Source organism: Chryseobacterium daecheongense, assembly GCA_027920525.1.
In the GTDB taxonomy this organism is placed as follows: domain Bacteria; phylum Bacteroidota; class Bacteroidia; order Flavobacteriales; family Weeksellaceae; genus Chryseobacterium; species Chryseobacterium proteolyticum.
This window is the reverse complement of record CP115858.1, coordinates 192004-215006: the sequence shown is the minus strand read 5'-3', so window position 1 is coordinate 215006 and position 23003 is coordinate 192004. Positions and strand designations below refer to the sequence as shown.

Sequence of the window (23003 nt, the reverse complement as noted above, 5' to 3'; positions counted from 1 at the left end):
ATCCATTAAAAAACCAACCAATAATACAATTATCAGCACACATTCATTACAAAATACCAATTATTCCTTAATTAAAATACTATTTAACCGAATTTAACTCAATATAAAATCAAAAAAAACCTGTTTACTGAACCATTATAGATACCACATTTTATCAATTAATTTTCCGGCTCAGGTTTTTATTCGTAAAAGTTGAGTCGCGGGACCCTATTTTTAAATAGGTACCCTTTATTTATTTTCGGTTAACCCTTTCCCGTTTAATCTTTCTAATATTATGGGTAAGGTGCTTTCTGATCTCAATATGTCTTGACCTGTAGAGTTTAATGCAGGTTTCCAATCTCTTTTTTATACTAAGATACTCTTCATACAGCGCTGATAATTCCGTGTTCATCATAACAATTTCATCTGTATAGGTCCTGTCCTGATCGGGAGATTGCTTTAAAAGCTGCTCCAGATCATTAATTCTCTTGATTACTTCCTGGTGTATTTTTGGCTCTATTCCCTGCATAGTGAATTCAATTTTAAAAAAATATAGTTTGATTTGGTTTTTTATTTTTAATATTTAGTGTTTACCCATAGATAAAGGCTTTTCACTTTCTGTAATTATTTTTACCTGATGCGTTAAAGTTTCGAAATAAGCGGATTTAGACGACACCTTGCCTAAAGCCGATTGCAATAAGGTTTCATCAGCCTGCCCTAAAGACTTCAGAGGCAAAGATGCATATTCATCTACAGGAAACTGCGGTGAAATTCCATTGCTGTATTCTCCCTGTCCGTTAGCATTATATACTTTATAGATGACCGGGTGAAGCTGCCAGGAAATCTTTTTAGGTTTCCGATCATCCGTAATAGCAAATCCAGCCATATCTTTTCCTAGCGTTTTCCCTCCCATCTGTATCACCTGCATATAAGGTTTTAGATTATTGATAACGATTTCCGAGGCTGAGGCCGTACTTCCCGAGGTAAGTATATATACTTTGGTCAACTGCAGATTATTGGCATGGAGTGTTGTGAAATTCAGAGCGGCAGGGTCATAGGCAATTTGTTCGGCAAATGTTTTTTTCACCTCCCCCCCATTTTTATTTCCTTTATAGGTTATAAAAGGAGAATTGCCCGTTATTCCGGAAGGGATCATTGCACATAATGCGGCCGCAGAAGCTACTGATCCTCCATAATTATACCTGAGGTCCACGATAAGATCCTGTACACCGTTAGCTTTAAATTCTGCAAACTTCTGATTGAGACTGTGAGACATGCCATCCGGAAAATCATAGATGTATAAATACCCTGTCTTTTTTCCGTTTTGTTCAAAAATTTTAGATATAACAGGCTGGCTGAGCGAAAATCCATAGTACACTTTTATATCTTTTTCATCAATTACGTTTCCGTTGTCCCAATTACCTACGCTCAGGTCCAGCGTAGTATTGTCCGGAATAGAATTTAAAAGACTTTCCGCATTCGATGCCGTAATCTCACTTCCATTGATCTTCTTAATGATCATCCCTCGTTTCAGGCCTGCATTCTGAGCCGGAGAATCCTGTAATACCAATTTTATCACAGCCGTTATCTGACCGTTAGCAAGCTGCAATACTGCATAATCAAAGCCATACATGTTGCGGACCGTCCGCAGGTAAGTAGAAGCATCTTCCGTATTTACAATGCTTGAAAAACGGTCATTCTGAGATAGGAGGCTTGCAAAAAATTTTTTTACAGGAAGATGATAATCCGGTTTTGCAGGCATCTGATCCTCCCAGAAATAATAACGTTTCATGTTTTCATGAACCCAGACATTGACAGACTCTACGCTTCCGTCGGGAAAATCAGGAACAGATTCTTCCTCGGAACGGCAGGAAACGATAACTGCTGAGCTTAAAAATAATAAAACAAGTAGGTAGGATTTTAAAAATTTATGCATGATCTTATCCGAATGATTTTTTATTTTACAGGTAGTCTGCGATGTCAATATCACCAATAATCTGAACAGTACCGCCTTCCGCTTTTTCCTGCAGCACGATCATATTAGCTCCGATATCCTGTTTTATTTTTACTCTAATCGTTTGTGATCCAAAATAAGGGTCAGTACTTCCAGGCTTGTACAACTCCAGATAAACGGGAGCAGTAACACTGAAAAAGCTATACATTTTAAGTGAAGAGAAGTTATTTTTTTCAATATTTTCAAATTCAGCGAGAACATCTCCATTCTCTTTTTTGAGTATTCCTTTCACACTTTGTAATGTAGTATGGGAATATTGTCCTAGATTCGGAAAAATAAGCTCGAAACCTACCTTCCCCAGGTTAACCTGTGGCTTTACTGCATAGGTCTGAAGATAGATCCCGGGCAGATTGAAGAAATTCAGATTTTTATACTGATCCACTGTATTAAAATCGATGTTATATTTTGCGATCTGTTTGCCGGTTTCATGGTTAAAGATCTCAATCTGATCTGTTTCCCCTTCATCCACGACAAAGCTCAGCTTTGTTTCTATAGTATTGGTATAAGATGTACTTCCATTAATGCTTACCGGTTTTCCATTAAGCCGGAGCTGCAGTACATCCGGTTTTGAATATCCCTTGACACTGATTTCTGCAGGTTTCTGTGATTTATCATAAGGTTGCAGCACATCATCGGTACACGATATCAGACCCGTAAGAACAGCAAAGGCGATTATTTTTTTCATTGTATGATTCATTATAAAAATTCGATTTAGAAATATTGCCCTTAGCACGCAGAGGGCAATACTTTTAAATTCTATAGTAAGCAGGAAAGGCATATATCCTATGATGATGGTTTTGATATGGTTATTATTTTGCATTTGTAAAAATTGAAAATAAGAGACTGCCTTCCTGCATCTAAAACATTATTTTTTGATAAATTTCACTTTCTCAGAAAGCACTCCATCCGAAACCACGGCGATATAGCTTCCGGAAGATAAAGTCGTAACATTAATTTCTCTACGGTACTGCGTAGTAAGAACAGATTGTCCGGCCATATTGAAAACAGTCACAGTAACACTGTTTTCTTTCAGGGCTGGATTAAGTTTTAACATCAGTGATGAGGATACGGGATTCTGCATCACCATAGTAAGATCTTTTGCTTTTTTTACATCCTGTGTTTTTAGAACTGAAGTATAGATCGCCATTTCGTTGATGTTGATATTCTGTACATTGGTATCATCAGCCGCATATCTGTTCGACCATAATCCGATGTAGATTTTTTTTCCTGCAAAAGCAGAGAGATTAACAAGGCTTTCAACAAACTGATTGAGGTCCGACGGGAAAGGATTAGCAGTTCCTCCTGCTGCAATTACATATGGGCTGGGAACATTATTGCCGTTTGCATCTACTGCCAATGCCTGAAAATCCGATAATTCAGGGACAGGCTTTTGTGCAGTACTCACATAGATGTACAGATATCTCTTTACCACCTGATGTGTTGTTCTCTGACGTCCTATGTATGCTGCTAATGTAATCGTTCCTGAAGATGAAGTGAGGTCAATCTCCGGAGAAATAGCCCAGTCATTTTCTGTAGCGAAACCGGCCACATTTCCGGAAGGAACATTACTGATTGAGTAACGAAGAGAACCAGCCCCTCCATAAGCCAAAGAAGTACCGTTATGGTAGATGTTCGGTCCCTGTACCCATCCATTTCCGTTTCCGTTCAGATCATGGAAAGACCATCCCTGCATATCACTTGTTGAATTAAAAGAATTAGTCCATACAGGATATTGTGCAGACACTAATTTTGATAAAACCAAAACAGATAGTAAAATTACTTTTTTCATTCTATGAATTTTAAAGTTGATTTAAAAAATGGGATGGCAGGTAATGCCACCCCATGTTGATCAATTATTGTACAATTGAGAAATTATATTTTGTCCATGTACCCTGGAAATCTCCACAGTTTCTTGGAGAAACGTTCCATGCTGTAGCCTCGTTAAAGAATGGCTGAGACATTCCCCAAAGGTTAGCAGGATTACTTGTTGAAGTAGTTACTCCAGGAATAGTAAGAGCAGCAGTGGTAGTACCGATCTTAGAAGCAGTAGCGAATGTAAATCCATGTGCCTGTACTCCTGTAAAGCTAAGGTCTGCAAGATTTACCGGAGCACTGCTCTGAGTTTCCAATAAAATTCCGATAGGATAACCTGTAACAGTAGCATTATCTAAATTCAATTTACCGTTTCTTCTTACGTGGATGGCATTTTCATATAATCCACCTTTTAATGGGCTGCTAGCACCAACAATTGTAAGATTCTTAACTGTAGGACGGGTAAATGGAGAAGCAGTAGAACCTGTTCCATCGTTATCAAGCTCGATACCGTTCGTATCAGAAACTCCACCACTTTGACTGTGCGTTGAGTTGTAATCAGCTAAAGCTAATGCACAAGTAATTGTTCCTGAATATCCGAAATCGAAATCGAAGTTATCATCGTCCGGAGCGAAAGATACAAGGTTTGAAGCGTTTACAGTACCTCCGAAGAATTCAAAAGAATCATCTTTACCATAAGATACCTGGATGTGGTCTAGTGTAGTTCCGTTACCTACTCCACCTAATGTTAATCCGTTGATTTCGTTTCCTGAGTTAGGAGCGAAAAGGTCGAATCCACCGAATTCGATACGTGCATATTTAATAGTTCCCCCATTATGAGCGGCATTCGTACCTCCATATTGGTAATCAGTACCTGTTAACCCTTCGATAACAGTAGTTGTAGGCTTGTTTGTAGGAGCATCTCCCAACATGATAACCCCTCCGAAATCACCTGGAGTTGCTGTAGTATCTTCATCTCCGTCCAATAATCTGTAGCTTGTAAAGATGATCGGCTGAGAAGCAGTTCCTGTAGCGTTTATTTTCCCAGTTTTAGCAATAACCAAAACTCCTGTAGGTGTATTTGTTGTATTAGGTTTAGCTTTAATGAAAGTACCTGGCTGGATAGTCAAAGTAGCTCCACCTTTAACAGTTACGATTCCATCAATTTCAACCACTCCACTCCATGTAGTATTGGTAGTAATAGCACCACTTACTGTAGTCACAGGAAGTGCAGAAGCAGTTAAATATTCTGCAGAAGCAGATTGCATTTCAAATTTAGAAGAATCTGATAAAGAATCATTCTCACGACAAGCTGTTAAAGATAAAGCTGTTACAGCGATTAAAGTTAATTTTCTCATTGTTGTAAAATTTAGAAATATGGATCCGGTTATTTTGTTTTTTGGTCCGGATGATTCCTGTTTACGGGATATTCACCTTTATCTCCGTGATTTGGTTACACATTGTTTTTAAAACTCCATTTCACCCAGGGTGCAAGTGAATAAAGCTTCCCCTTAAAATCCTACCGGACGGGGAAATCCGGTATTTCCATTTTTTGACTGAAAGTTCACTGATGTGCGCATCAACAGATCTATCGATTCAGATTTCAGGCTATGGGAACCTGTGACATGGCTTATAAGATCTCATATATACTTTTGTTAAAAGTTCTTTTATATTTAAAAACTATAACTTACTGATAAACCGAACTGTCTACCATTGTAAGCCCGGAATAATATTTTATCAATTCCTTTATCATATTTATCCGTTGCTCCCGGTAAAAGTCCTAAAGATTCTCTCTGGGTATCAAAAGAACTTCCGTTTCCTTTGGATACTGAGTAAGAATTGAAATTATTATAATACTCCCTTACTCTGTTGAACAGGTTTCTGACATTCAATTTGATTTCCAGGTTCTTATCTTTCAATAGCTTATAGGAAATCTGTGCATCCGCTACGGCATAAGGACGCTGGATCTCTTCTCCAATGTAAGCATAGCCCACTGTAACGTACTGATCTCCTTTAGCATTGTACAGGAAACTAAGTCCTAAACGATCTCCATTGTACAGCAGCCCCAGATTATAGGCATACGGTGTCTGCCCGTAAAGGGGACGATCTACTTCATAAGTGTCATCGGTATCCTGAGTTTTATACCGGTCTTTAAAAGCTATAACCTTAGTATCGTTATACGTGAAATTTCCGCTGATAAAAAGATCTTTCAGGAAGCTTTCGGGTCTGATAAAGCCAAGGCTCTTTCTTACCTCTACTTCAAATCCTTTCAGCTTTGCATTTTTAGAGTTTCCGTTGTAAAGGAAGAGGTTTCCCTCACTCGAAATATAACCTTCACGCTCTATCGGTCTGTCGATATTTTTATAATATAAACCTGCAGAAATAATTTCTCCAAGACCCGGAAACCATTCAAACTTAAAATCGTAATTATTAATGACTGCTGATGTCATTTCGGTATTGTAAATAAGCCCGTTCGCCACAGGATCAAAATAAGGCAACCCTGTTCTTTCATTAAACTGAGGACGAATGACAGACCTGTTATAAGCCAGCCTTACATTGATACTGTTGGAAGGACTGTACGTAAAATTGGCTGATGGCATCCACTGCCATGGCTTTTCTTCAATCGGTTCTTTGGTAACGCTTTTAGGATCATTCGGATCCTGTTGCTGAGAAATAAGATCATACTTAAAATATTCTGCCCGTACTCCCCATACCAGCCTCAGCTTATTTTTCCAACGGTTATCAAACATGATGAAAGGTGCGTGCTGGGAAACTTTCCCTTCATATTTATCATTTTTATACAATGCTTTGGTTTGCCACCCGATTCCTCCGGGTACATAATGAGATCCGTCAAACCATCCTGAAAGTGCTCCATACATGATCAGCATATTCTTTTCACTATTCGGAACATCGCGGTTTTCATCTACCCTCAGGAAAAACTTCTGTTGCTGGTTGGTATTGCTTTTTGAGGCCCCTGCATACCCCACCTTAATATCATTTTTAAAATTTCCGGCATCCATACTCCATTTAAAGGCAACTCCATAATTATAATCCGTTTCTTTATTTGCAATATATCCCCTGGCGAAATTATTCCCGGAATTATAGATCTGGTTATAACTCAAAATTTCGTTGCCGATAAAGTTATAATTGGTCTGATACTGTGTATAATCTTTTGTATCTGAAGTGACACCAGTTCTTGCTGCAAACCAGCTGATTTCTTTATTTCCTATTTTATGGTTCCCCTCCAGCTTGTTCTGCAATAAAGTCTGATAAACCGGATAATCCGTAGTTTCTGTTATAGGCTTATCTAAAAATTTAAGGTCTGTGTTGGGAGGAACGATCCCATGGTAAAAATAGTTGTAAGCATCCGAGGCATCCCCGTTTCCGCCTGTATATTCATTCCATCCCGTAATCCTTGTCAGAGTCTGGTCATAAATATGGGTATAGGAGTTGCGGAATGAAATCCTGTTTTTCCCAAGCTGTAATCCCAGATTCAACATGGCACCGATAGTGGAGTTATAGCTGTACGAGGCACCTTGATTCCTGAAATTAAAGGTATTGACCGGTGCTATTCCCAATTGTTCCCAGTTATTATTCACTCCGCCTACATTATCCAGCCAGCCACCTCTGGCTGTATTTTCAATATCCAGTTTATTCTGTTCATTTCTGGTGGTAATCGCAGCAGCAAATCCCCATTTATTATTATTTTTCAGTCTGTAATTTCTTCCCAAAGCAATCTGCATATTGGAATTCAGATCTGCTTTGGTAGCATAATTGGTAAAATTATCATTGGTAAACCTTTTGGATTGTTCAAAAAACAAGGGATTATTCCAATCCATGGCTTCCAAACCTTTAGGGAAATCCCTGGTTCCATCATCATATCCCCAATAATCATATTTTCCTCTTTTCTTTGATAAAAACTCTTTGAACGTAGAGACGTCATTATATGAAGTTCCCAGATTTACCGTGGTAAAATTTTCGTTCGGAATATCTTTCGTTCTCACCTCCACATATCCTCCGGCAAAACTTGCATTCATATCCGGTGTAGCCGTCTTGCTGATCACCACGCTTTCCACCATGGCCGTGGGGATGATATCAAATGAAAAATTCTGGTTATAAGCTTCTGTACTAGGCAAATTGATTCCATCCATGGCAGCGGTATTCCAACGCTCCCCCATGGAGCGGACCACTACATATTTATTATCTATCGTGGTTACCCCGGTTACTCTTTTTAATGTTCCTCCTACATCATTGTCCGGTGTTTTTGAAATCTGTTCAGCAGAAATCCCGTCACTCATCTGTGCGGCTTTCTTTTGCTGAGCCAGAAGTCCTGCCTGGGTATCCGCTTTGCGTGTTCCTGTAAGCACCACTTCCTTAATATTCATTTCTTTATCGGAAGAAATATGCTTCATGGCAAAAGAAACAGTATTGATATCGTCATTACTGATTTGCAGTTTCTCCACCCTTAATGAGCTGAATCCCGAAGCCTTTACACTTAGGGTATAAACTCCGGCAGGAATGCTGATACTAAAATCCCCGTTGTTATCCGTTACTGCCGTTTTACCTGCTACACTTACTTCTGCTTTTACAATGGGATTTCCTACCTCATCTACAATTTTTCCTGTAAGCCTTCCGTTTCCCCGGGCAGAGGATATGGAAGTATTCAGGCCCTGATATTTTACTGAGATCAGTTCTCCCCTCTGGCGTACTGCTACAGGTAGATTGTCTGTAATATTTTTCAGGCAATCGTTCACAGGAAGGTTATCACATTTTACCTCTCTCACTTTAAGATCATTTATATCAGCTTTTGAATAGACCAGACGCATTCTTGTTTTATCTGCAAATTCTTCCAATGTATTGATCAAAGGCTTTCCGGCCGGGGCAGAAAAGGACACTTTCATCGTTAACTCCTGCGCGTCTACTGTCGTGGCAAAAAAGATCACCGCTACCGTAAGACTGCATTTCAAATTTCTCATGTTTTTAACACCACTTTTCATTATTGACTGACTCATAATTCTTCGTAAACTCTATCTAAATTAATCCGGTTGCTATTTTTTTAATATGTAAGTGGTATTGTTTTCTTTTTGTACCTCAAGCCCTGTGATAAATGCCAATGCTTCTACATTTTCATCCCAGTTGCTGCCGGTAAGGTCAGCAGTAATTTTTTTTTCTGCTATTTCTTCCGGATATCTGATACTTATTCCATAATTTTTATATAGTATTTCCATGATGCTCCTAAACGAAACATCATTGAAAGTCAGTGTCATTAGTACTGAAGTCTTTTTTCCCGATTGCTTATTTATTTTTTCATTTATCACAGCAGCAGTATGGGCCATGCCAAAATTTGTCCACCTTTGGTTTGGAGTCAGGTAAGAAACTGCAGTTCCGGGTGAAGAAACAGCTACTTTACCTTCATAAAGTTCCACGGTCTTTCGTTCTCCCCGCTGCATTACCTTAAATACCGTTCCCATTACCCTTGTGCTGAAGCCATCCGCACGAACTATGAATGGATGTTTTTTAGATTTAGCTACTTTAAATACAGCATCACCCTGCAAATCCACCACTCTGGTATCAGCGGGAAAAGATTTTTCGACAGTAAGCTTTGCACCCGGTAAAAGCATTACTAAAGATCCGTCCTGAAGTTTTATCGTTTGATTGTCATTGATCGCAACATATACATCCGGCTTTATAAAAAACATATACCCCAGGAAACCTGTAAGACTAAACAGCAGAAGCAATACAGCGGCAGCCCTGTACATATTTTTCTTAAGAGAAAATATATTCGCCTTATGAGATTGTTTAAAATAAGACTCAAGACCGGCCAATACTTTTAGCTTAGACTCCTGAATATGTTTTTTATCCAAATCTTTAATAGCTTCATTTTTCCATAGTTCAAGGATCACCGATTCTTTCTCTGAGATCTCATCACCAGACACTTCCCTGCTCCATAACTTAAAAACAAATGTCTGTGCCTTGCTGTATTTCAATTTCTTCACTGTATAATGTTGTTGTATTAGTTTTATATTTTTGTATTAATTCTAATCAATACCCTCACTTATAATACTAGGCAAAAAGACAAACTTCCCAAACCCTATTTAACATTTCCTTAATATCGCGTTTGTTTTTTCAACAAAAACACTTGCTTTATGAACAATTCGATACATTATAGGTGGAAAAATGAAAATATTTTCAGAAATATTTAATCTTATAGGTTATATAATTCACAAAACATTAATATTAGTTTAGGTAAATTTGTAACAGACATTATGAAACCTACAGACTATACTTTATTAAAAAAAATAAAATCGGGCGACCGGCCTGCTTTTGCGATATTGTATGAAAGATATTGGGATAGTTTCTATACAATGATCTTCACACGGACAAAGGACAGGGATGCTACTGAAGAGCTGTTGCAGAACCTCTGGATCAGGATTCTGGAAAATCCGGAGTTTGTACAGACAGATGAGGAGGAAAGTGCCAAAGGTTATTTATTTCGTTTCATCCATTACCGTATTTTGGACTATTATGCAAGCATCAGGAAGATCCAGGAAGTATATGTAGATGAAAGCGAAGATTTCTTAGCCGAAATCACAGACGCGGAATATGCGGAAATACTGGAGGAAAATGATATTACGGAACTGTTTGCTATGATCGATGAAGTGATTTCCCAACTTACTCCCACTGAACAAAAAGTATATGACCTTAGAATCCGCAAGAACATGTCTGTGGTAGAAACTGCTGAAGCCCTTAATTTAAGCAATAAAACGGTGAGTAATAATTTAAGTAAAACCCTGAATGAAATCCGGGAAAAGCTTAATCCCAATTATGAATCTTCCAAAAAACTTGTTTCCCTTCTGATTCTTATGGAAATGATGCCCAATCTGTATTCTTAAAATCATTTAAATCTGATATAAAAATCCGGTCCTGTTTCACAGGGCCGGATTTTGTTATACTTACTTGTTATTTCCTGTTGAAAAAAATCCAAGATCAATACCTGAAATCATTTTTTCATTTTACGATTCTCATTATTTAACCGATGAATTTGTGGACCCATTTGCTGTAAGGATCTCATTGAGGACTTTTTTTCCATATTCATTATCAGGATTCAGGTCTATTGATTTCCGGTACATTATGGCAGCCTGACTTTTATTTCCTAACTTTAATAATGCTTCTCCGTAACTATCGTACGCATTCCAGCTATTGGGAAACAAATAAACATTCAGTTTAAAAATTTCGGAAGCATTTTAATATCATTTTCAGACATCATCCGATACCCCCAATTATTAAGTTCAGCTTCCTGAGGCTTGAAATCCGGATTCTTTTTCTTTTCCGAATTAACCAGTTCTATTGCCTTATCAAAACCAATCTTTTTTAGATGAAGTCTAAGATAAGTAAGCGGATCAGATTTAATAATTTCCGGATAATATACTCCGGCAAGCTCTTCCAGAAATTCTTCAGGATAACTTCCTGCTAAATTTGTGAGCACAATAATGGCAAGATGATCATCCGGATATACCAAAAATGCAGATCTTCCTCCTCCTGACATTCCGATAGCCTTGTGTTTTGTCCTGAATTTCGTCAATCCCCAACCGGGAGACCACATAGTCTGACTTCCATTGTTCATTTTTATAGGTTTCCACATTCTCTGCAGAGATTCTTCTGTCTTCAAAAGCTTTCCACTCTGCAGCGCAATGATCCACATGGCCAGATCCTCAGCCGTACTGTTCAGCCCAGCTCCGGTTCTGCTATAGGGAGGAAATATAAAATAGTCGTTGACTAGCTTTTGCCGATTCCCATTTTCTCCTTCGGTCATATTCCTGTAACGGTAAGTGGGTGCAAAGTGAGGAATAACATCCTTGGAATCTCCAAATAATGTATGCGGCATTCCGACTTTTTGAAACTGTTCCTCTTTAAAAAACTGATCAAAAGACTTCCCACTCAGTTTGTTTATAATCTTTCCCAGTAGATAATAGTTCGTTTGATTGTAGCTAAACTGCTCACCTGTCTTGAATTCCATAGGCAATCCCTTAAGTTCGTCCCAGATTTCTTTTTCAGTTTTCGATGTATCACCGGTAGCCGGATCAAATAACTTGAGTATCTCAGGAAAACCTGAAATATGAGTCATCATTTGTTCTATGGTCACTTTCTGCCATTGTTCCGGAAGATCATCCAGATACCGGGACACGGGTGCAGACAAATCAACTTTGCCTTGCTCAGCCAGCTGCATAATAACGGTAGCGGTAAATACTTTCGTACAGGAGTTAATAGCAAAAACAGTCGTATCTGTAACCGGAACCTGATCCTGTACATTGGCAACTCCGAAAGATCTTTTCACTATCACCTTACCCCCCTTAACTACAGCGATTTGTAGGCCGGGAATTTTGCGTTCTGCCATTTCTCTTTTAATAATGACTTCAATGGCTGAAGCTGTTTCCTGGCCATATCCATAAGAAGAAAATATACAAAGAATGAGTAAAAAGAAACTTTTCATGTCGAGGCATTTGTGATAAGACAATATAAACCTGCAATATATTACAAAAAAAGGCACCGAAATATGATTTTATAAAAGTCAAATCATAACCGGTGCCTTTAATTACAAAAAATAGTAGAAAGAATTACGGCTTATTCTTTAATAATTTTTTTAGAGATCGTTTCTTTATCTGTTTTTACCTCAATAATGTAAATACCATTGGCATTCGAAGACAAATCTACACTCGCTTCGTTGGTGTTTATCGTTCCGCTTTGTATCTTTTTACCTGAAAGATCATACACATTGAAGGTTGAGTTTTTAGGTGCTTTCAGTACTTTAACCACATCTTTGGTAATGGTAGGAGCAATGATTAAACTTTCGGTTTTTGCAATTCCTCTCTCACTTGTTGCAAGAACTTGTTCACTGTAGCCTGTAACAATAATTGAATAATCCTGAGGGGCCCCTGCTCCGGCACTATTCACCAGATTCCCTTTATTTGTGATTTCTATCCTGTAATTTCTACCTGCAACCGGAGCATCAATGACTACCTGTTCCACGTTATCCACCGTGTTATCTCCTTTGGTTGCCGGGGTCATAGGACTAGCAGCATCAAGTTTCCATGGAGTATAAACCGTATTATTCGTCGTATCAATGATTCTCAGATCCAGATCATTCACCAATCTTGAGCTTCTGTTGTTATAGACTTGTCCCCAGGTTAGGTTCGCAGGAACATTGTAAGCAGGATCAATCCAGGATATGGTTACTTTTAGAGGTTCAGTTCCTGATGCTTTTATCACTTTTGTGTTGGCAACACCGTTATTGAGAGTTTCATTATTGAAAACTACAGTATTGTTTGCTTTTCCAACCAATAGCTCAGCGCCTTTTTTTGCATTGATATATCCCCAGCCAAACCATGGATCAGGACCTACATTACCTGCTTCAGAAGCAGAATGAACCATTAAAGTTTTAGCACTGGCAGCATTAAGAAGCTGATCAGAAAATAGATCTTTGTAAATCTGGGACCATAAACCGATTACTCCGGTTACCACCGGGGCGGAATAAGATGTTCCACTTCCATAATCATATTTCACACTTCCCGTAGTATCTTCTGCTGTAGAAGCTGAAAACACATTTGTACCCGTGGTTGTGATATCCGGTTTTATTCCACCGTCATCTCTTGGTCCTGCACTGCTGTAATCAGAATGCACCACATCCGAAGGAACAGAATATTTAAAGTTATTCGTAGAGATCACATCTGTAGCGCCTACCACAATAATATTTTTGGCTAATGAGCCTTGACCTATACAGTCATAGCCTTGTGCACAATTATTTGCAGGTAAAGTATCTGTAGAAGCAAACTGAACCAGATTACCATTGCTGTCTCTGTAATACTTTGGAAATGTTGTGGTTCCTGGCATTGTAGGACCATATCCAAAAGAATTCCCTGCTGATTTTACTATAATATAAGAAGGATTACTGTATACGATCTGATCATAATTCTGATCATTGGATAAATAAGATCCCTGAGTATCAAAAGAGGTATCAGGACTATCATAAGCACCATTCCATAGCCAGACATTGCTTCCGTTAGCATCTTTTACTACATCCCAACCTGGATTAACCCCGTAAGAATGATTGGATATTTTAGGCTGTGCAATTAATATTTTTTGAAATACATTACTTGCCGCTGTATTTCCCGGTAGTACTGTTTGAGCAAATCTATATGAATCTACGGTTGAATTTACCGCAACTCCCTGGATATTTCCAGTAACTGCCGCACCATTTAAAGTTCCTGAAATGGTTAATGCCCTGCTTCCTATAAATCCGGCAACTCCTGTTGAATGTGCACTGTAGATCTGAGTTGAAGCTTCTCTATTGGTAATTCTACCAACTGCATTATCAAATGCGGGATGAGCAGCATAAACCCTTCCTCCGTCAAAGACCGTAAATTTAATATTCTCTCCTTTGTATGCATTGGTAAGTCCCGCTACACTACCCGCTGTGTTCAGAGCGTCAGCATTGGCATTCTGAACTTGTCTTATATCCTGTTGTTTGTAGAAGTAAGGCTTGCCATCAGGTAGAAATCCTGCCAGATTGCTTCTTTGCTCTTCAATTTCCTTTTGATTGGCTGCTCCTTTAGCGGAACCATATTGTTTGGCTACATATGAATCAAACCTGTCGTTGTTTTCTCTGTTTTGCTTTTCGAATTCTTTTTGTAAGATATCATTGGATTGAGCACTCGCAAGACTAACCATCAGGGTGCTGATTACAAGTAATTGTTTTTTCATTAGTGGTAAATTTAAATATGTTTTTTAAGTTAAAAATCAATCCAAAAAGAGCATCTTTTACAGCTCAGAAAAGCACTTCACCAAAATCCATCCTGCATTTAATTATTGTCCTTTATTTTCTAATAATCCATGAATTATTTATTTTTTTTGAAAGGATCACGTTTTATTAATGCAATTTAATTGCAATAATAATAAAAATTTTTTAAAAAGCAACAAAGTTGCAATTAATATTCAATAAAAAATTTCCCTTCTTCCGGCTTATAAATGATTTATACATTACATAAGAATAAGTTGAATAAATTAAACACATAACATCAATTTTGTAAATTTATTATCTGAATATGGCTGCAAATATAAAATATACTTTCAATTAGTCTACTAAAATAGTAGACTTTTTTATTATGTTAAATACTTCCCTTTTTTTGATCAGCCTAAAAAGATCATAAAAACAGTAAATTCAGATTTTCATATATTCACAAAATGTTTGGACCTATAAAGACATCTTTTAAGTTTAAACTGACAGAAATAAAATTAATACGATGGAGATAAGATCAGCACAGTCATTTATTGATTATTACGAAAAAGTACGGTCCCGAACCCTTCGGCTGCTGGAAGTTATCCAGCCGGAACATCTTGATTTTTCATATAAACCGGGAAAGTTTACCATAGGCGACCAGATCAGGCATATTGCTGCCATTGAACGTTATATGTACGGAGAAACCATTGCAGGAAGAAGGAGTGCTTATCAGGGCTGCGGAAAAGAGCTGGCAGATGGTTATGACAACATCCTGAAATATTTTAATGAAATGCACCGGCAGACTATCGATATTATAAGCCGGCTATCGGATGAAGACCTGTATAAGAAGTGTCTTACTCCCGCGAATCAGGAAATTACAGTATGGAAATGGCTGCGGGCAATGCTGGAACATGAAATCCACCACAGAGGCGAACTTTATATTTACCTGAACCTGTTGGATGTAAAAACACCTCAGATTTATGGCTTTTCGGCAGAAGAAGTACAGGAAATGAGTGTGAAAATAGAATAAAGATATTTTTCTTAATTGCATATTGCCCTTATCCTCTCCTCCGATCAGGCTATTATACACTGATCTTATACACACATCTCTGAGCTCCGGACAGGATATGCTTTACCCTTTCTACTTTATAGTCCAAACCTATCAGGTTCTGAAAATTGGATAATTCTGCCCGGCAAAACCCCTGGCATTCACTTGCAGCTGCACAGATCGGACAATGGTTTTCTATTAAAAAATAATCAGCTCCTTCCTTTGTCCATTCTGCCATATATCCCTCGTCATTCCTTATTTTTGATAGAATTTCCAGTCGGTCTTCCAACGATTTTGCTTTCGTAAGTGCTTTCTCGTACCTCTGATACGTTGTCTTTTCCCTGTCATTGATCAATAAATCCAGTGCATTATCTCCCAATAGATCTTTTACAGACCTCAGAAGCTGTACGGTAACATCAGCGTGGGTATCCGGGAATTGTGAAAGCCCCCTTCGGGTAAGGATATAATAAGTGGAAGGACGCCCCACTCCTTCACTCCTGATAACAGACTTAATAAGTCCTTCTTTAACAAGATTTAGCAAGTGCTTTCTCGCCCCTTCCTTTGTTATGGAGAGTTCTTCAGAGATCAAAAGCGAAGTAGCTTCCCCTCTCATCTTTAAAAACATCAGAATACGATCTGCTGCCGGTTTTTTCATTTGGCAATATATAGGTTGTTTTATTTCTTACAACAAAGATAGTCATTTTCTATTATATCGGTTTTATAACGACAAATCAGTCATTTATAATATATGGGAGGACTCAATAGGATCATTAATTAAACAACCTAAAGGTTGTTTAATTAAAATAAATGTTTACCTTTGAAACACATTAATAAAAAATCAAAGTAATGAACGCATTTACCCTACCCCAGCTACCGTATGCTTACGATGCATTAGAGCCTTTTATTGATAAAGCAACAATGACCATTCATCATCAAAAACATCATCAGGCATACGTTGATAATCTTAATGCTGCCTTAGAACAGGCCGAAGAAAAAGAGACTGATCTGGATTCTCTTCTACAGAGGATCAGTGAGTACAGCCCTGCTGTAAGAAATAACGGCGGTGGACATTTTAACCACTCTTTATTTTGGGAAATCCTCTCTCCTGAACCTAAACTTCTTCCTGAGGGAAAACTTGCAGAGGTAATCGACTCCACTTTTGGAAACCTAGATACCCTTAAAACTGAGATAAAAAAAGCAGGTCTGGGACAATTTGGGTCGGGATGGGTTTGGCTCTATGTAAAATTCAATGGTTCGATTGCTGTAAGCTCAACCCCTAATCAGGACAATCCTATGATGGATATTCAATCTGCCAACAGAGGATTTCCAATATTGGGAATAGATGTTTGGGAGCATGCTTATTATTTAGCCTACCAAAATAAAAGAGCAGATTATCTGGATGCATTCTGGGCAGTTCTTGACTGGGCATCAGTAGAGAAAAAATATGAAGAAGCTCTCTCAAAAATCAAATAACATTCCTAGAACAAAACAGGTTGCCTACTTATGAACCAGAATATTTTTATTAATAAAGCTGAGGCTTCGGGAATCATTCCATTTGATCTTTTGGATTATAAACCCACTATAGAGATTGTTGAGTTTGATCTTAAGGATCATCTCTTTATGGGAATGATCCTCAAAGAAAAAGAATTTAAAGAGTCCCTGTCATCTATTGATTTCTCGGTGTACACTGGAAAAGCCGTCGCTGTTATCTGCTCTACAGAGGCCATCATTCCACCGTGGGCATATATGTTACTGATGGATAAATTATCCGGGTATTCTGTTTACACAGATATACGCAGTTCAGAAGAGATCCTTCTGGATCTTTGGAAAAAAGAACTTCAAAATGTAGAACCGGAGCAGTATAAGGATCTTAAAATTGTTGTTAAAGCAAGATCCGAAACTTCTCCTGCTCTTTATCTTTTAATCACCCAGCTTATGAAACCATTTGTCAAAAGTCTGATGTATGGTGAAGTAGGCCTTCCTAAAGTCATATTAAAAAATTAAATAAAATGAAAGCAATTATCTTCAACGGCGCTTTGGAGAGAAGACCAAAATCCACTTCAGGGATCCTTTCCAAATATTTTACGGACAAACTTGAAGAACTGGGCATCATTCATGAAACATTTGCCCTCGCTGATTCCGGTATTCCACTTTACGATATTACCCTTACCAAAACACCATTGGCTGTAGAGCGTATGACCCAATTGTTCCTGGGAGCAGATATTCACTTCTGGCTCGCTCCTCTCTATCATGGAAGTATTCCGGGGGTAATGAAAAACTGCCTGGACTGGCTTGAGGTAACCGCTGACAATGAACAGCCTTACCTTACAGATAAGACAGTAGGCCTTGTATGCTGGGCAGATGGTTTACAGGCCATGCAGGGAATCAACGCAATGGATTCTATTGCCAAATCGTTACGGGCATGGCCTCTGCCTTACAGTGTTCCTATGATCAGAACGTCCCTGTTTGATGCGGAAAATAAAATCTCTCCCCTTTATTCTGATAAGCTGGACAGATTGATCAGCATCGCAACCACAAACAGGATAGAAAAAATAATTTATTCCAAAGTATAAAGAAAACATCGGGATTGATAATATAAAATCCCGTACCTTTATTAAAGAATCTAAACGATTGATATCATGGCTATAACAATAACGGATGCGTGCATCAACTGTGGAGCCTGTGAGCCGGAATGCCCGAACTCTGCAATTTATGAAGGTGCCATCGACTGGCGTTGGCAGGATAAAACAAAGCTTTCCGGGAAAACTATTTTTCCTGACGGTACGGAAGTAGATGCCAATGCCTATAACCAGGCTATTTCTGATGATGTTTATTATATTGTCCCGGGAAAATGTACAGAATGTAAGGGTTTCCATGAAGAGCCTCAATGCAAAGCGGTTTGTCCGGTAGACTGTTGTGTTGATGATCCTGAACATCGGGAAAGCGAAGAAGTTTTATTTAGCCGTCAGCGGTTTTTGCATACCTGAGATTAACAAAACCATAATCTTTAACAGCTATTTCCTACATAAAGATTTGAATGTAAAATAAAAAGCCAACTCTACAGAGTTGGCTTTTAGTATAATGAGCATCTTAATGCATCTCTATTTTATTCCTTAATGATCTGGCTTACCTCATCAAATTCACGTTCAATAACCGGATCAGGTTTATAGGTAGCCAATGAAACAATAACATTGGTGATGAATGAAAGTGTAAATCCGGGAATCATTTCATACCAGTCTTTCAGTGGATGCTGAATATACACCCAGCATAGGATGGTTATACCTCCGGCCAGCATTCCTGCCAAACCACCCTGCCACGTTGTCTTTTTCCATAAAAGAGATAGTAAAATCAAAGGACCGAATGCAGACCCGAAACCTGCCCATGCATTTCCCACAAGATTAAGAATACTATCCTTTGGATTCAATGATAATAACATAGCAACAACAGCAACTAACAGAACGGAAAGCCTGCTGGCGATCAGTAATTGTTTTGAGGTTGCTTTTTTATTCAGAAAAGCTTTGTAAATGTCTTCTGTTAATGAGCTCGAAGTAACCAGCAACTGAGACGAAATGGTACTCATTACTGCTGCGAGAATCGCTGTAAGCAAAAATCCTGCAATAAACGGATGGAATAGTATCCTTGAGAAATAAATAAAAATAGTCTCTGCCTCAGTTTTTGAAGCATCAAATTTCATCATGGTATTTACATCAAACTTTTGCAGATAAGCAATTCCTACCAACCCTATTGCTAAAGCGCCAGCAACAGTAAAGATCATCCATGTGATTCCAATTCTTCTTGCTTTGATCAGATCTTTCGGCTTATCGATTGCCATAAAACGAACCAGGATATGTGGCTGCCCACAGTATCCTAATCCCCACGCAAGAAGCGAAACAATACTCACCGTGGTCCTTCCCTTAAACAGGTCCAGGTACTTTGGGTCTTTTGCTTCGATCAATGAAAAAGTTTCCTGAACGCTTCCTATCTCAGAAATAGCGACAATTGGTACAATGACAAGCGCCAGTACCATAATTGTTCCCTGCACAAAGTCCGTTAAACTCACTGCAAGAAATCCTCCTAAAAATGTATATAATACCACAACCAAGCTCGTTAATAATAAACCGGCAGTATAGTCCATCCTGAATGCGGACTCGAATAATTTCCCCCCTGAAACCATTCCTGCAGAAGTATACAGGGTAAAAAACACAAGAATAAAAATAGACGAAGTTATTTTGAGAAGGTGATTTTTGTTTTTAAATCTGTTTTCAAAAAATACCGGAAGTGTAATGGAATTCTGGGCAACCTCTGTATATACTCGGAGTCTGGGTGCGACAATAATATAATTGAGATAAGCCCCTATCGTGAGCCCTATCGCGATCCAGGCACTGGAGATTCCGGTAAAATACATGGCCCCGGGAACTCCCATCAGCAACCAGCCACTCATATCGGCAGCCCCGGCGGATAGCGCGGTAACAGCTGCTCCCATTTTTCTTCCTCCTATTAAAAATTCCTCTGAATTACTGGTTGATTTCCTGTAAGAATAAATACCTATGCCAATCATCAGCAACAGGTATAATCCGACAGAAATTGCTTCATATACTTGCATATCATTTTTTTTACGACACCGAATATAACCATTTTCTGAAAAACAGATGTATAGCTGTTCATACAAATCCTCCTGAACAAGCAGGAAAAGTGTTTATTTTACAAGTTTTTGGGCCCTTCTCAGATTATCAGAGGCCTGCAAAATCTTATTCTTCAGGATTTTATTATAATCCGGATTGTTCAAAAGGAACTGATTGACAATTTCAAGTGCCTTTGGATCCTGATAATTTCCGAATGCAGAACGAAGCCAGTTATCAGGAAAAAATATGTCTCCGGTTTTTTGTATTTCCTGTAACAATTCTAAAGTTTTTGGAAGATAGCTGATAGAAGTCTGCTGTCTCAATGGGTGATGTAAATATCCTACGGCAGCCCCCACGGCAGATTCATTGGTTCTGTTTTGTTTTTCGGATAAGCTTTTGAAAAAATCATCACGGGTTTTCTGATCTGAAGATGCCGCTTTCATAATGATCTTAAAACGGTTGATCCGGTCCGGATTTTTAATACGAGCTAACTGTTCCTGCAGGAGATCATTATTGTTGTTATTCCTTAATGATAAAGAAAGCGCAAGTCCTGTATAATCTTCATCATTCAAAGACACACCTTCGGGTGGAGTTTGTGATTTCCAGATGGCATACAAATTATCATACGCTTTTTTAGATTGAAAGATTCCTTGGTATCCGTCAAAAAGAATTTTTTTATTATTTTTTGTGGTTTGCACCTGTAACGCTTTCCATAAGGTATTTTCTAAATTTTCCGATTCTTTTATCCGCTGAGATTCCGGTAAAAATTCCCAGTAAATACCCGAAATATATCCCATGATAAGACGTAGATTCAGCTCAGAAGTTTCATTTTGAAGTTGTGCTGTAAAAAAATACAACAAATCCTGTGGACTAATACCCGTTCCTCCCAGCATATTTTCATATAATGAAATATAGGCGCTCGCTCTGTTGACAGGATCTTTAACCAGAGAAAAGTTGGACAGCATTCCTTTGTCTATACCGAATATGCCGTATCCAATACCGGAAGAGTTCTGCAGAATGAAAAGAGGTTTCATTTTTCCTTTTAATGCTGTAATTTCCTGCTGTCTTCCTGAAATTTTAACTTCTGTTTTTTCAACCCTGTCCGGATAAAATAAAGCAATCTGGAACTCCTGTGGCCAGGATTTATGCTCTTTTCCATGCTCGGGATGTTGTAAGATCGTAAAATGATCAATCGTATTCCCTTTATATTGTATTTCATTATCAAAAACCGGTCTTCCGGGATCATTCACCCAAACTTTATTCCAGCTTTGTAAATCCTCATCTGTATATTGGTCCAGAATCCTTATAAGATCCGGCCAGGTTGCATTGCTGTATGCATATTTCTTAAGGTATTCATCAATTCCTTTCCTGAAATTCTCCTCTCCTGTTAACAGCTCCAGCTGTCTCATCATAATGGGGGCTTTGTTATAAATAATAGGACCGTACATCATTCCTGCATTTTTCAGATTATCCAGAGTCTGACGTATCGGATTCGCTCCCAGAGTCCTGTCTACAGAATAAGCAGCCGGAAAGTGTGTCGTTAAAAACTTGAGATCATACACACTTTTATCTGATGCAGCTCCGGTACTTTTGTCTGCCATAAAATTGGCAAATACCTCTTTCATCCAGACATCGTTGAACCAATCCATTGTCACCATATCTCCAAACCACAAATGGGCTACTTCATGGGCAATAAGATTGGAACGACTGTTTAACTGATTTTGGGTGGCATTTTTATCTAAAAACAAGGTTGAGTTTTGAAATAGTATAGCCCCGGGATGCTCCATACCTCCAAACTGAAAATCGGGTACCGCAACCATTCCATGCTTTTGGAATGGATGTGGAATGTCAGTCCATTTCTCATAGTAAGCCAGGGAATTTCGGTAGAGTGTGAATACAGAGTCCATACTGTTCTTAATTTTCACAGAATCCGTTTCACGGTATAGGATTTTAGAATCTTCCTTTCCGATTTTTGCTGTAAAATCTTTAAAATCTCCGGCAGCAAAAGAAAATAAATAGGTTGGAAGCAGGTCTGAAGCTACAAAATTTAATGTTTTTGTTCCTTTCCGGATACTTGTTTCTTTCAGTTTTCCATTGGCTAAAGCATTCCATTTTTCAGGAATCGTAAGGGACAACGTGTAACTGGCTTTCAGATTGGGCTGATCAAAACAGGGAAACATAGTCCTGGCCCGGTCTGGAACAAAAAGAGTATATAGATAACCATCACGTCTGTTCAACGCTGCATCACCTGCGAGAAACGTAAAATGAATCTCGTTAGCTCCTGGTTGAAGAAATCTGGATTCAATAATTATATGTTCATTTTCCAGAACCGGTTTTACGGCCTTACCGTTTACAGATACAGAAATTAAAGATGCAGCTTCTTCCTTAAAGTCTATTTGTAACGGAGCTTCATCCTGTTTTTTATAGGTAAAATGCAGAATTTCATTTGCCTTTATCCTTTCGGATTTGTTTTCTGGGATGTTTAAACTAAGCTCATATCTGATGCCGCTTAATATATTTTTTCTGAACTGTGCTAATTCGTAAGAAACTCCTTGTTCTACCCTTGGCGGGGATTTCATTTGTGCCTGAGAATAACTAGCAAATGCAACAATAAATAACGTCAATAATCCTTTTTTCATAGATCAAATATAAGAATTGATCGGAAATTAAATGCAGCTAAAAGATAACTGAACTATAATTTTACCCAAGCTATTCCGTATTTCTATACCGACTTCAGGAAAATTGTAATAGAGT

The 23003-nt window shown here is 38.3% G+C and carries 19 protein-coding genes; 6 read left to right on the top strand and 13 right to left on the bottom strand.

Translation table 11 applies throughout. From position 1 onward, the window contains the following. Positions 1 to 232 precede the first annotated feature (232 nt). The 7 genes from PFY10_00945 to PFY10_00915 form a co-directional block, all read right to left on the bottom strand. Positions 233 to 508: a hypothetical protein gene (locus PFY10_00945; GenBank protein ID WBV57006.1), complete on the bottom strand. Its 276-nt coding sequence runs from the start codon at positions 506 to 508 to the stop codon at positions 233 to 235. A 54-nt stretch (positions 509 to 562) separates the two neighbouring features. Then, the gene (locus PFY10_00940; GenBank protein WBV57005.1) at positions 563 to 1915 is read right to left on the bottom strand and encodes a S41 family peptidase; all 1353 of its coding nucleotides are present in this window, start codon (positions 1913 to 1915) and stop codon (positions 563 to 565) included. Positions 1916 to 1940: 25 nt separating this feature from the next. After that, the gene (locus PFY10_00935) at positions 1941 to 2678 is read right to left on the bottom strand and encodes a hypothetical protein (protein WBV57004.1); all 738 of its coding nucleotides are present in this window, start codon (positions 2676 to 2678) and stop codon (positions 1941 to 1943) included. A 180-nt stretch (positions 2679 to 2858) separates the two neighbouring features. Beyond that, complete coding sequence (locus PFY10_00930; protein WBV57003.1) at positions 2859 to 3782, bottom strand: T9SS type A sorting domain-containing protein; 924 nt, start codon at positions 3780 to 3782, stop codon at positions 2859 to 2861. 64 nt (positions 3783 to 3846) lie between these two features. Beyond that, positions 3847 to 5163, bottom strand: coding sequence for a hypothetical protein (locus PFY10_00925; protein ID WBV57002.1), 1317 nt, complete (start codon positions 5161 to 5163; stop codon positions 3847 to 3849). Between the two features lie 315 nt (positions 5164 to 5478). Beyond that, a complete protein-coding gene (locus PFY10_00920) occupies positions 5479 to 8781 on the bottom strand; it encodes a TonB-dependent receptor (protein ID WBV57001.1) in 3303 nt (1100 codons plus the stop codon). A 72-nt stretch (positions 8782 to 8853) separates the two neighbouring features. Further along, on the bottom strand, positions 8854 to 9801 hold the full coding sequence (locus PFY10_00915) for a FecR domain-containing protein (GenBank protein ID WBV57000.1): 948 nt from the start codon (positions 9799 to 9801) through the stop codon (positions 8854 to 8856). A 270-nt stretch (positions 9802 to 10071) separates the two neighbouring features. On the opposite strand from PFY10_00915, the gene PFY10_00910 reads away from it, so the two are divergent. Continuing rightward, positions 10072 to 10698: a sigma-70 family RNA polymerase sigma factor gene (locus PFY10_00910; GenBank protein ID WBV56999.1), complete on the top strand. Its 627-nt coding sequence runs from the start codon at positions 10072 to 10074 to the stop codon at positions 10696 to 10698. A gap of 132 nt (positions 10699 to 10830) precedes the next feature. Here the strand turns inward: PFY10_00910 and PFY10_00905 are convergent, their stop codons facing one another. The 3 genes from PFY10_00905 to PFY10_00895 form a co-directional block, all read right to left on the bottom strand. Next, a complete protein-coding gene (locus PFY10_00905) occupies positions 10831 to 11016 on the bottom strand; it encodes a hypothetical protein (GenBank protein WBV56998.1) in 186 nt (61 codons plus the stop codon). 8 nt (positions 11017 to 11024) lie between these two features. Next, entirely contained in the window at positions 11025 to 12296 is a 1272-nt protein-coding gene (locus PFY10_00900) for a serine hydrolase (GenBank protein WBV56997.1), read from the bottom strand. Positions 12297 to 12427: 131 nt separating this feature from the next. Continuing rightward, positions 12428 to 14563, bottom strand: a complete 2136-nt coding sequence (locus PFY10_00895) for a S8 family peptidase (protein WBV56996.1) — start codon at positions 14561 to 14563, stop codon at positions 12428 to 12430. 539 nt (positions 14564 to 15102) lie between these two features. Here PFY10_00895 and PFY10_00890 point away from each other — a divergent pair. Next, entirely contained in the window at positions 15103 to 15609 is a 507-nt protein-coding gene (locus PFY10_00890) for a DinB family protein (GenBank protein ID WBV56995.1), read from the top strand. A 52-nt stretch (positions 15610 to 15661) separates the two neighbouring features. On the opposite strand, the gene PFY10_00885 is transcribed toward PFY10_00890, so the two are convergent. Continuing rightward, the gene (locus PFY10_00885; protein WBV56994.1) at positions 15662 to 16282 is read right to left on the bottom strand and encodes a transcriptional regulator; all 621 of its coding nucleotides are present in this window, start codon (positions 16280 to 16282) and stop codon (positions 15662 to 15664) included. 191 nt (positions 16283 to 16473) lie between these two features. Here PFY10_00885 and PFY10_00880 point away from each other — a divergent pair, with 191 nt between their 5' ends. From PFY10_00880 to PFY10_00865, 4 genes are all read left to right on the top strand, one after another. Next, positions 16474 to 17100 (top strand): superoxide dismutase, encoded by a 627-nt coding sequence (locus tag PFY10_00880; protein WBV56993.1) that lies wholly within the window; start codon positions 16474 to 16476, stop codon positions 17098 to 17100. Positions 17101 to 17130: 30 nt separating this feature from the next. Then, a complete protein-coding gene (locus PFY10_00875; protein WBV56992.1) occupies positions 17131 to 17631 on the top strand; it encodes a DUF2480 family protein in 501 nt (166 codons plus the stop codon). 5 nt (positions 17632 to 17636) lie between these two features. Then, entirely contained in the window at positions 17637 to 18200 is a 564-nt protein-coding gene (locus PFY10_00870; protein WBV56991.1) for an NAD(P)H-dependent oxidoreductase, read from the top strand. A gap of 66 nt (positions 18201 to 18266) precedes the next feature. Further along, a complete protein-coding gene (locus PFY10_00865) occupies positions 18267 to 18614 on the top strand; it encodes a 4Fe-4S dicluster domain-containing protein (protein WBV56990.1) in 348 nt (115 codons plus the stop codon). Positions 18615 to 18733: 119 nt separating this feature from the next. Here PFY10_00865 and putP read toward each other — a convergent pair whose 3' ends face one another. Both putP and PFY10_00855 read right to left on the bottom strand, forming a co-directional pair. Next, positions 18734 to 20230, bottom strand: coding sequence for a sodium/proline symporter PutP (gene putP, locus PFY10_00860; GenBank protein ID WBV56989.1), 1497 nt, complete (start codon positions 20228 to 20230; stop codon positions 18734 to 18736). A 93-nt stretch (positions 20231 to 20323) separates the two neighbouring features. Continuing rightward, a complete protein-coding gene (locus PFY10_00855; GenBank protein ID WBV56988.1) occupies positions 20324 to 22888 on the bottom strand; it encodes a M1 family aminopeptidase in 2565 nt (854 codons plus the stop codon). Positions 22889 to 23003: the final 115 nt, after the last annotated feature.

Coding starts and splice junctions, on each gene's coding strand:
- PFY10_00945 (WBV57006.1), bottom strand. CDS start 508: ATGCAGGGAATAGAGCCAAAAATACACCAGGAAGTAATCAAGAGAATT.
- PFY10_00940 (WBV57005.1), bottom strand. CDS start 1,915: ATGCATAAATTTTTAAAATCCTACCTACTTGTTTTATTATTTTTAAGC.
- PFY10_00935 (WBV57004.1), bottom strand. CDS start 2,678: ATGAAAAAAATAATCGCCTTTGCTGTTCTTACGGGTCTGATATCGTGT.
- PFY10_00930 (WBV57003.1), bottom strand. CDS start 3,782: ATGAAAAAAGTAATTTTACTATCTGTTTTGGTTTTATCAAAATTAGTG.
- PFY10_00925 (WBV57002.1), bottom strand. CDS start 5,163: ATGAGAAAATTAACTTTAATCGCTGTAACAGCTTTATCTTTAACAGCT.
- PFY10_00920 (WBV57001.1), bottom strand. CDS start 8,781: ATGAGAAATTTGAAATGCAGTCTTACGGTAGCGGTGATCTTTTTTGCC.
- PFY10_00910 (WBV56999.1), top strand. CDS start 10,072: ATGAAACCTACAGACTATACTTTATTAAAAAAAATAAAATCGGGCGAC.
- PFY10_00900 (WBV56997.1), bottom strand. CDS start 12,296: ATGAAAAGTTTCTTTTTACTCATTCTTTGTATATTTTCTTCTTATGGA.
- PFY10_00895 (WBV56996.1), bottom strand. CDS start 14,563: ATGAAAAAACAATTACTTGTAATCAGCACCCTGATGGTTAGTCTTGCG.
- PFY10_00890 (WBV56995.1), top strand. CDS start 15,103: ATGGAGATAAGATCAGCACAGTCATTTATTGATTATTACGAAAAAGTA.
- PFY10_00885 (WBV56994.1), bottom strand. CDS start 16,282: ATGAAAAAACCGGCAGCAGATCGTATTCTGATGTTTTTAAAGATGAGA.
- PFY10_00880 (WBV56993.1), top strand. CDS start 16,474: ATGAACGCATTTACCCTACCCCAGCTACCGTATGCTTACGATGCATTA.
- PFY10_00875 (WBV56992.1), top strand. CDS start 17,131: ATGAACCAGAATATTTTTATTAATAAAGCTGAGGCTTCGGGAATCATT.
- PFY10_00870 (WBV56991.1), top strand. CDS start 17,637: ATGAAAGCAATTATCTTCAACGGCGCTTTGGAGAGAAGACCAAAATCC.
- PFY10_00865 (WBV56990.1), top strand. CDS start 18,267: ATGGCTATAACAATAACGGATGCGTGCATCAACTGTGGAGCCTGTGAG.
- putP (WBV56989.1), bottom strand. CDS start 20,230: ATGCAAGTATATGAAGCAATTTCTGTCGGATTATACCTGTTGCTGATG.
- PFY10_00855 (WBV56988.1), bottom strand. CDS start 22,888: ATGAAAAAAGGATTATTGACGTTATTTATTGTTGCATTTGCTAGTTAT.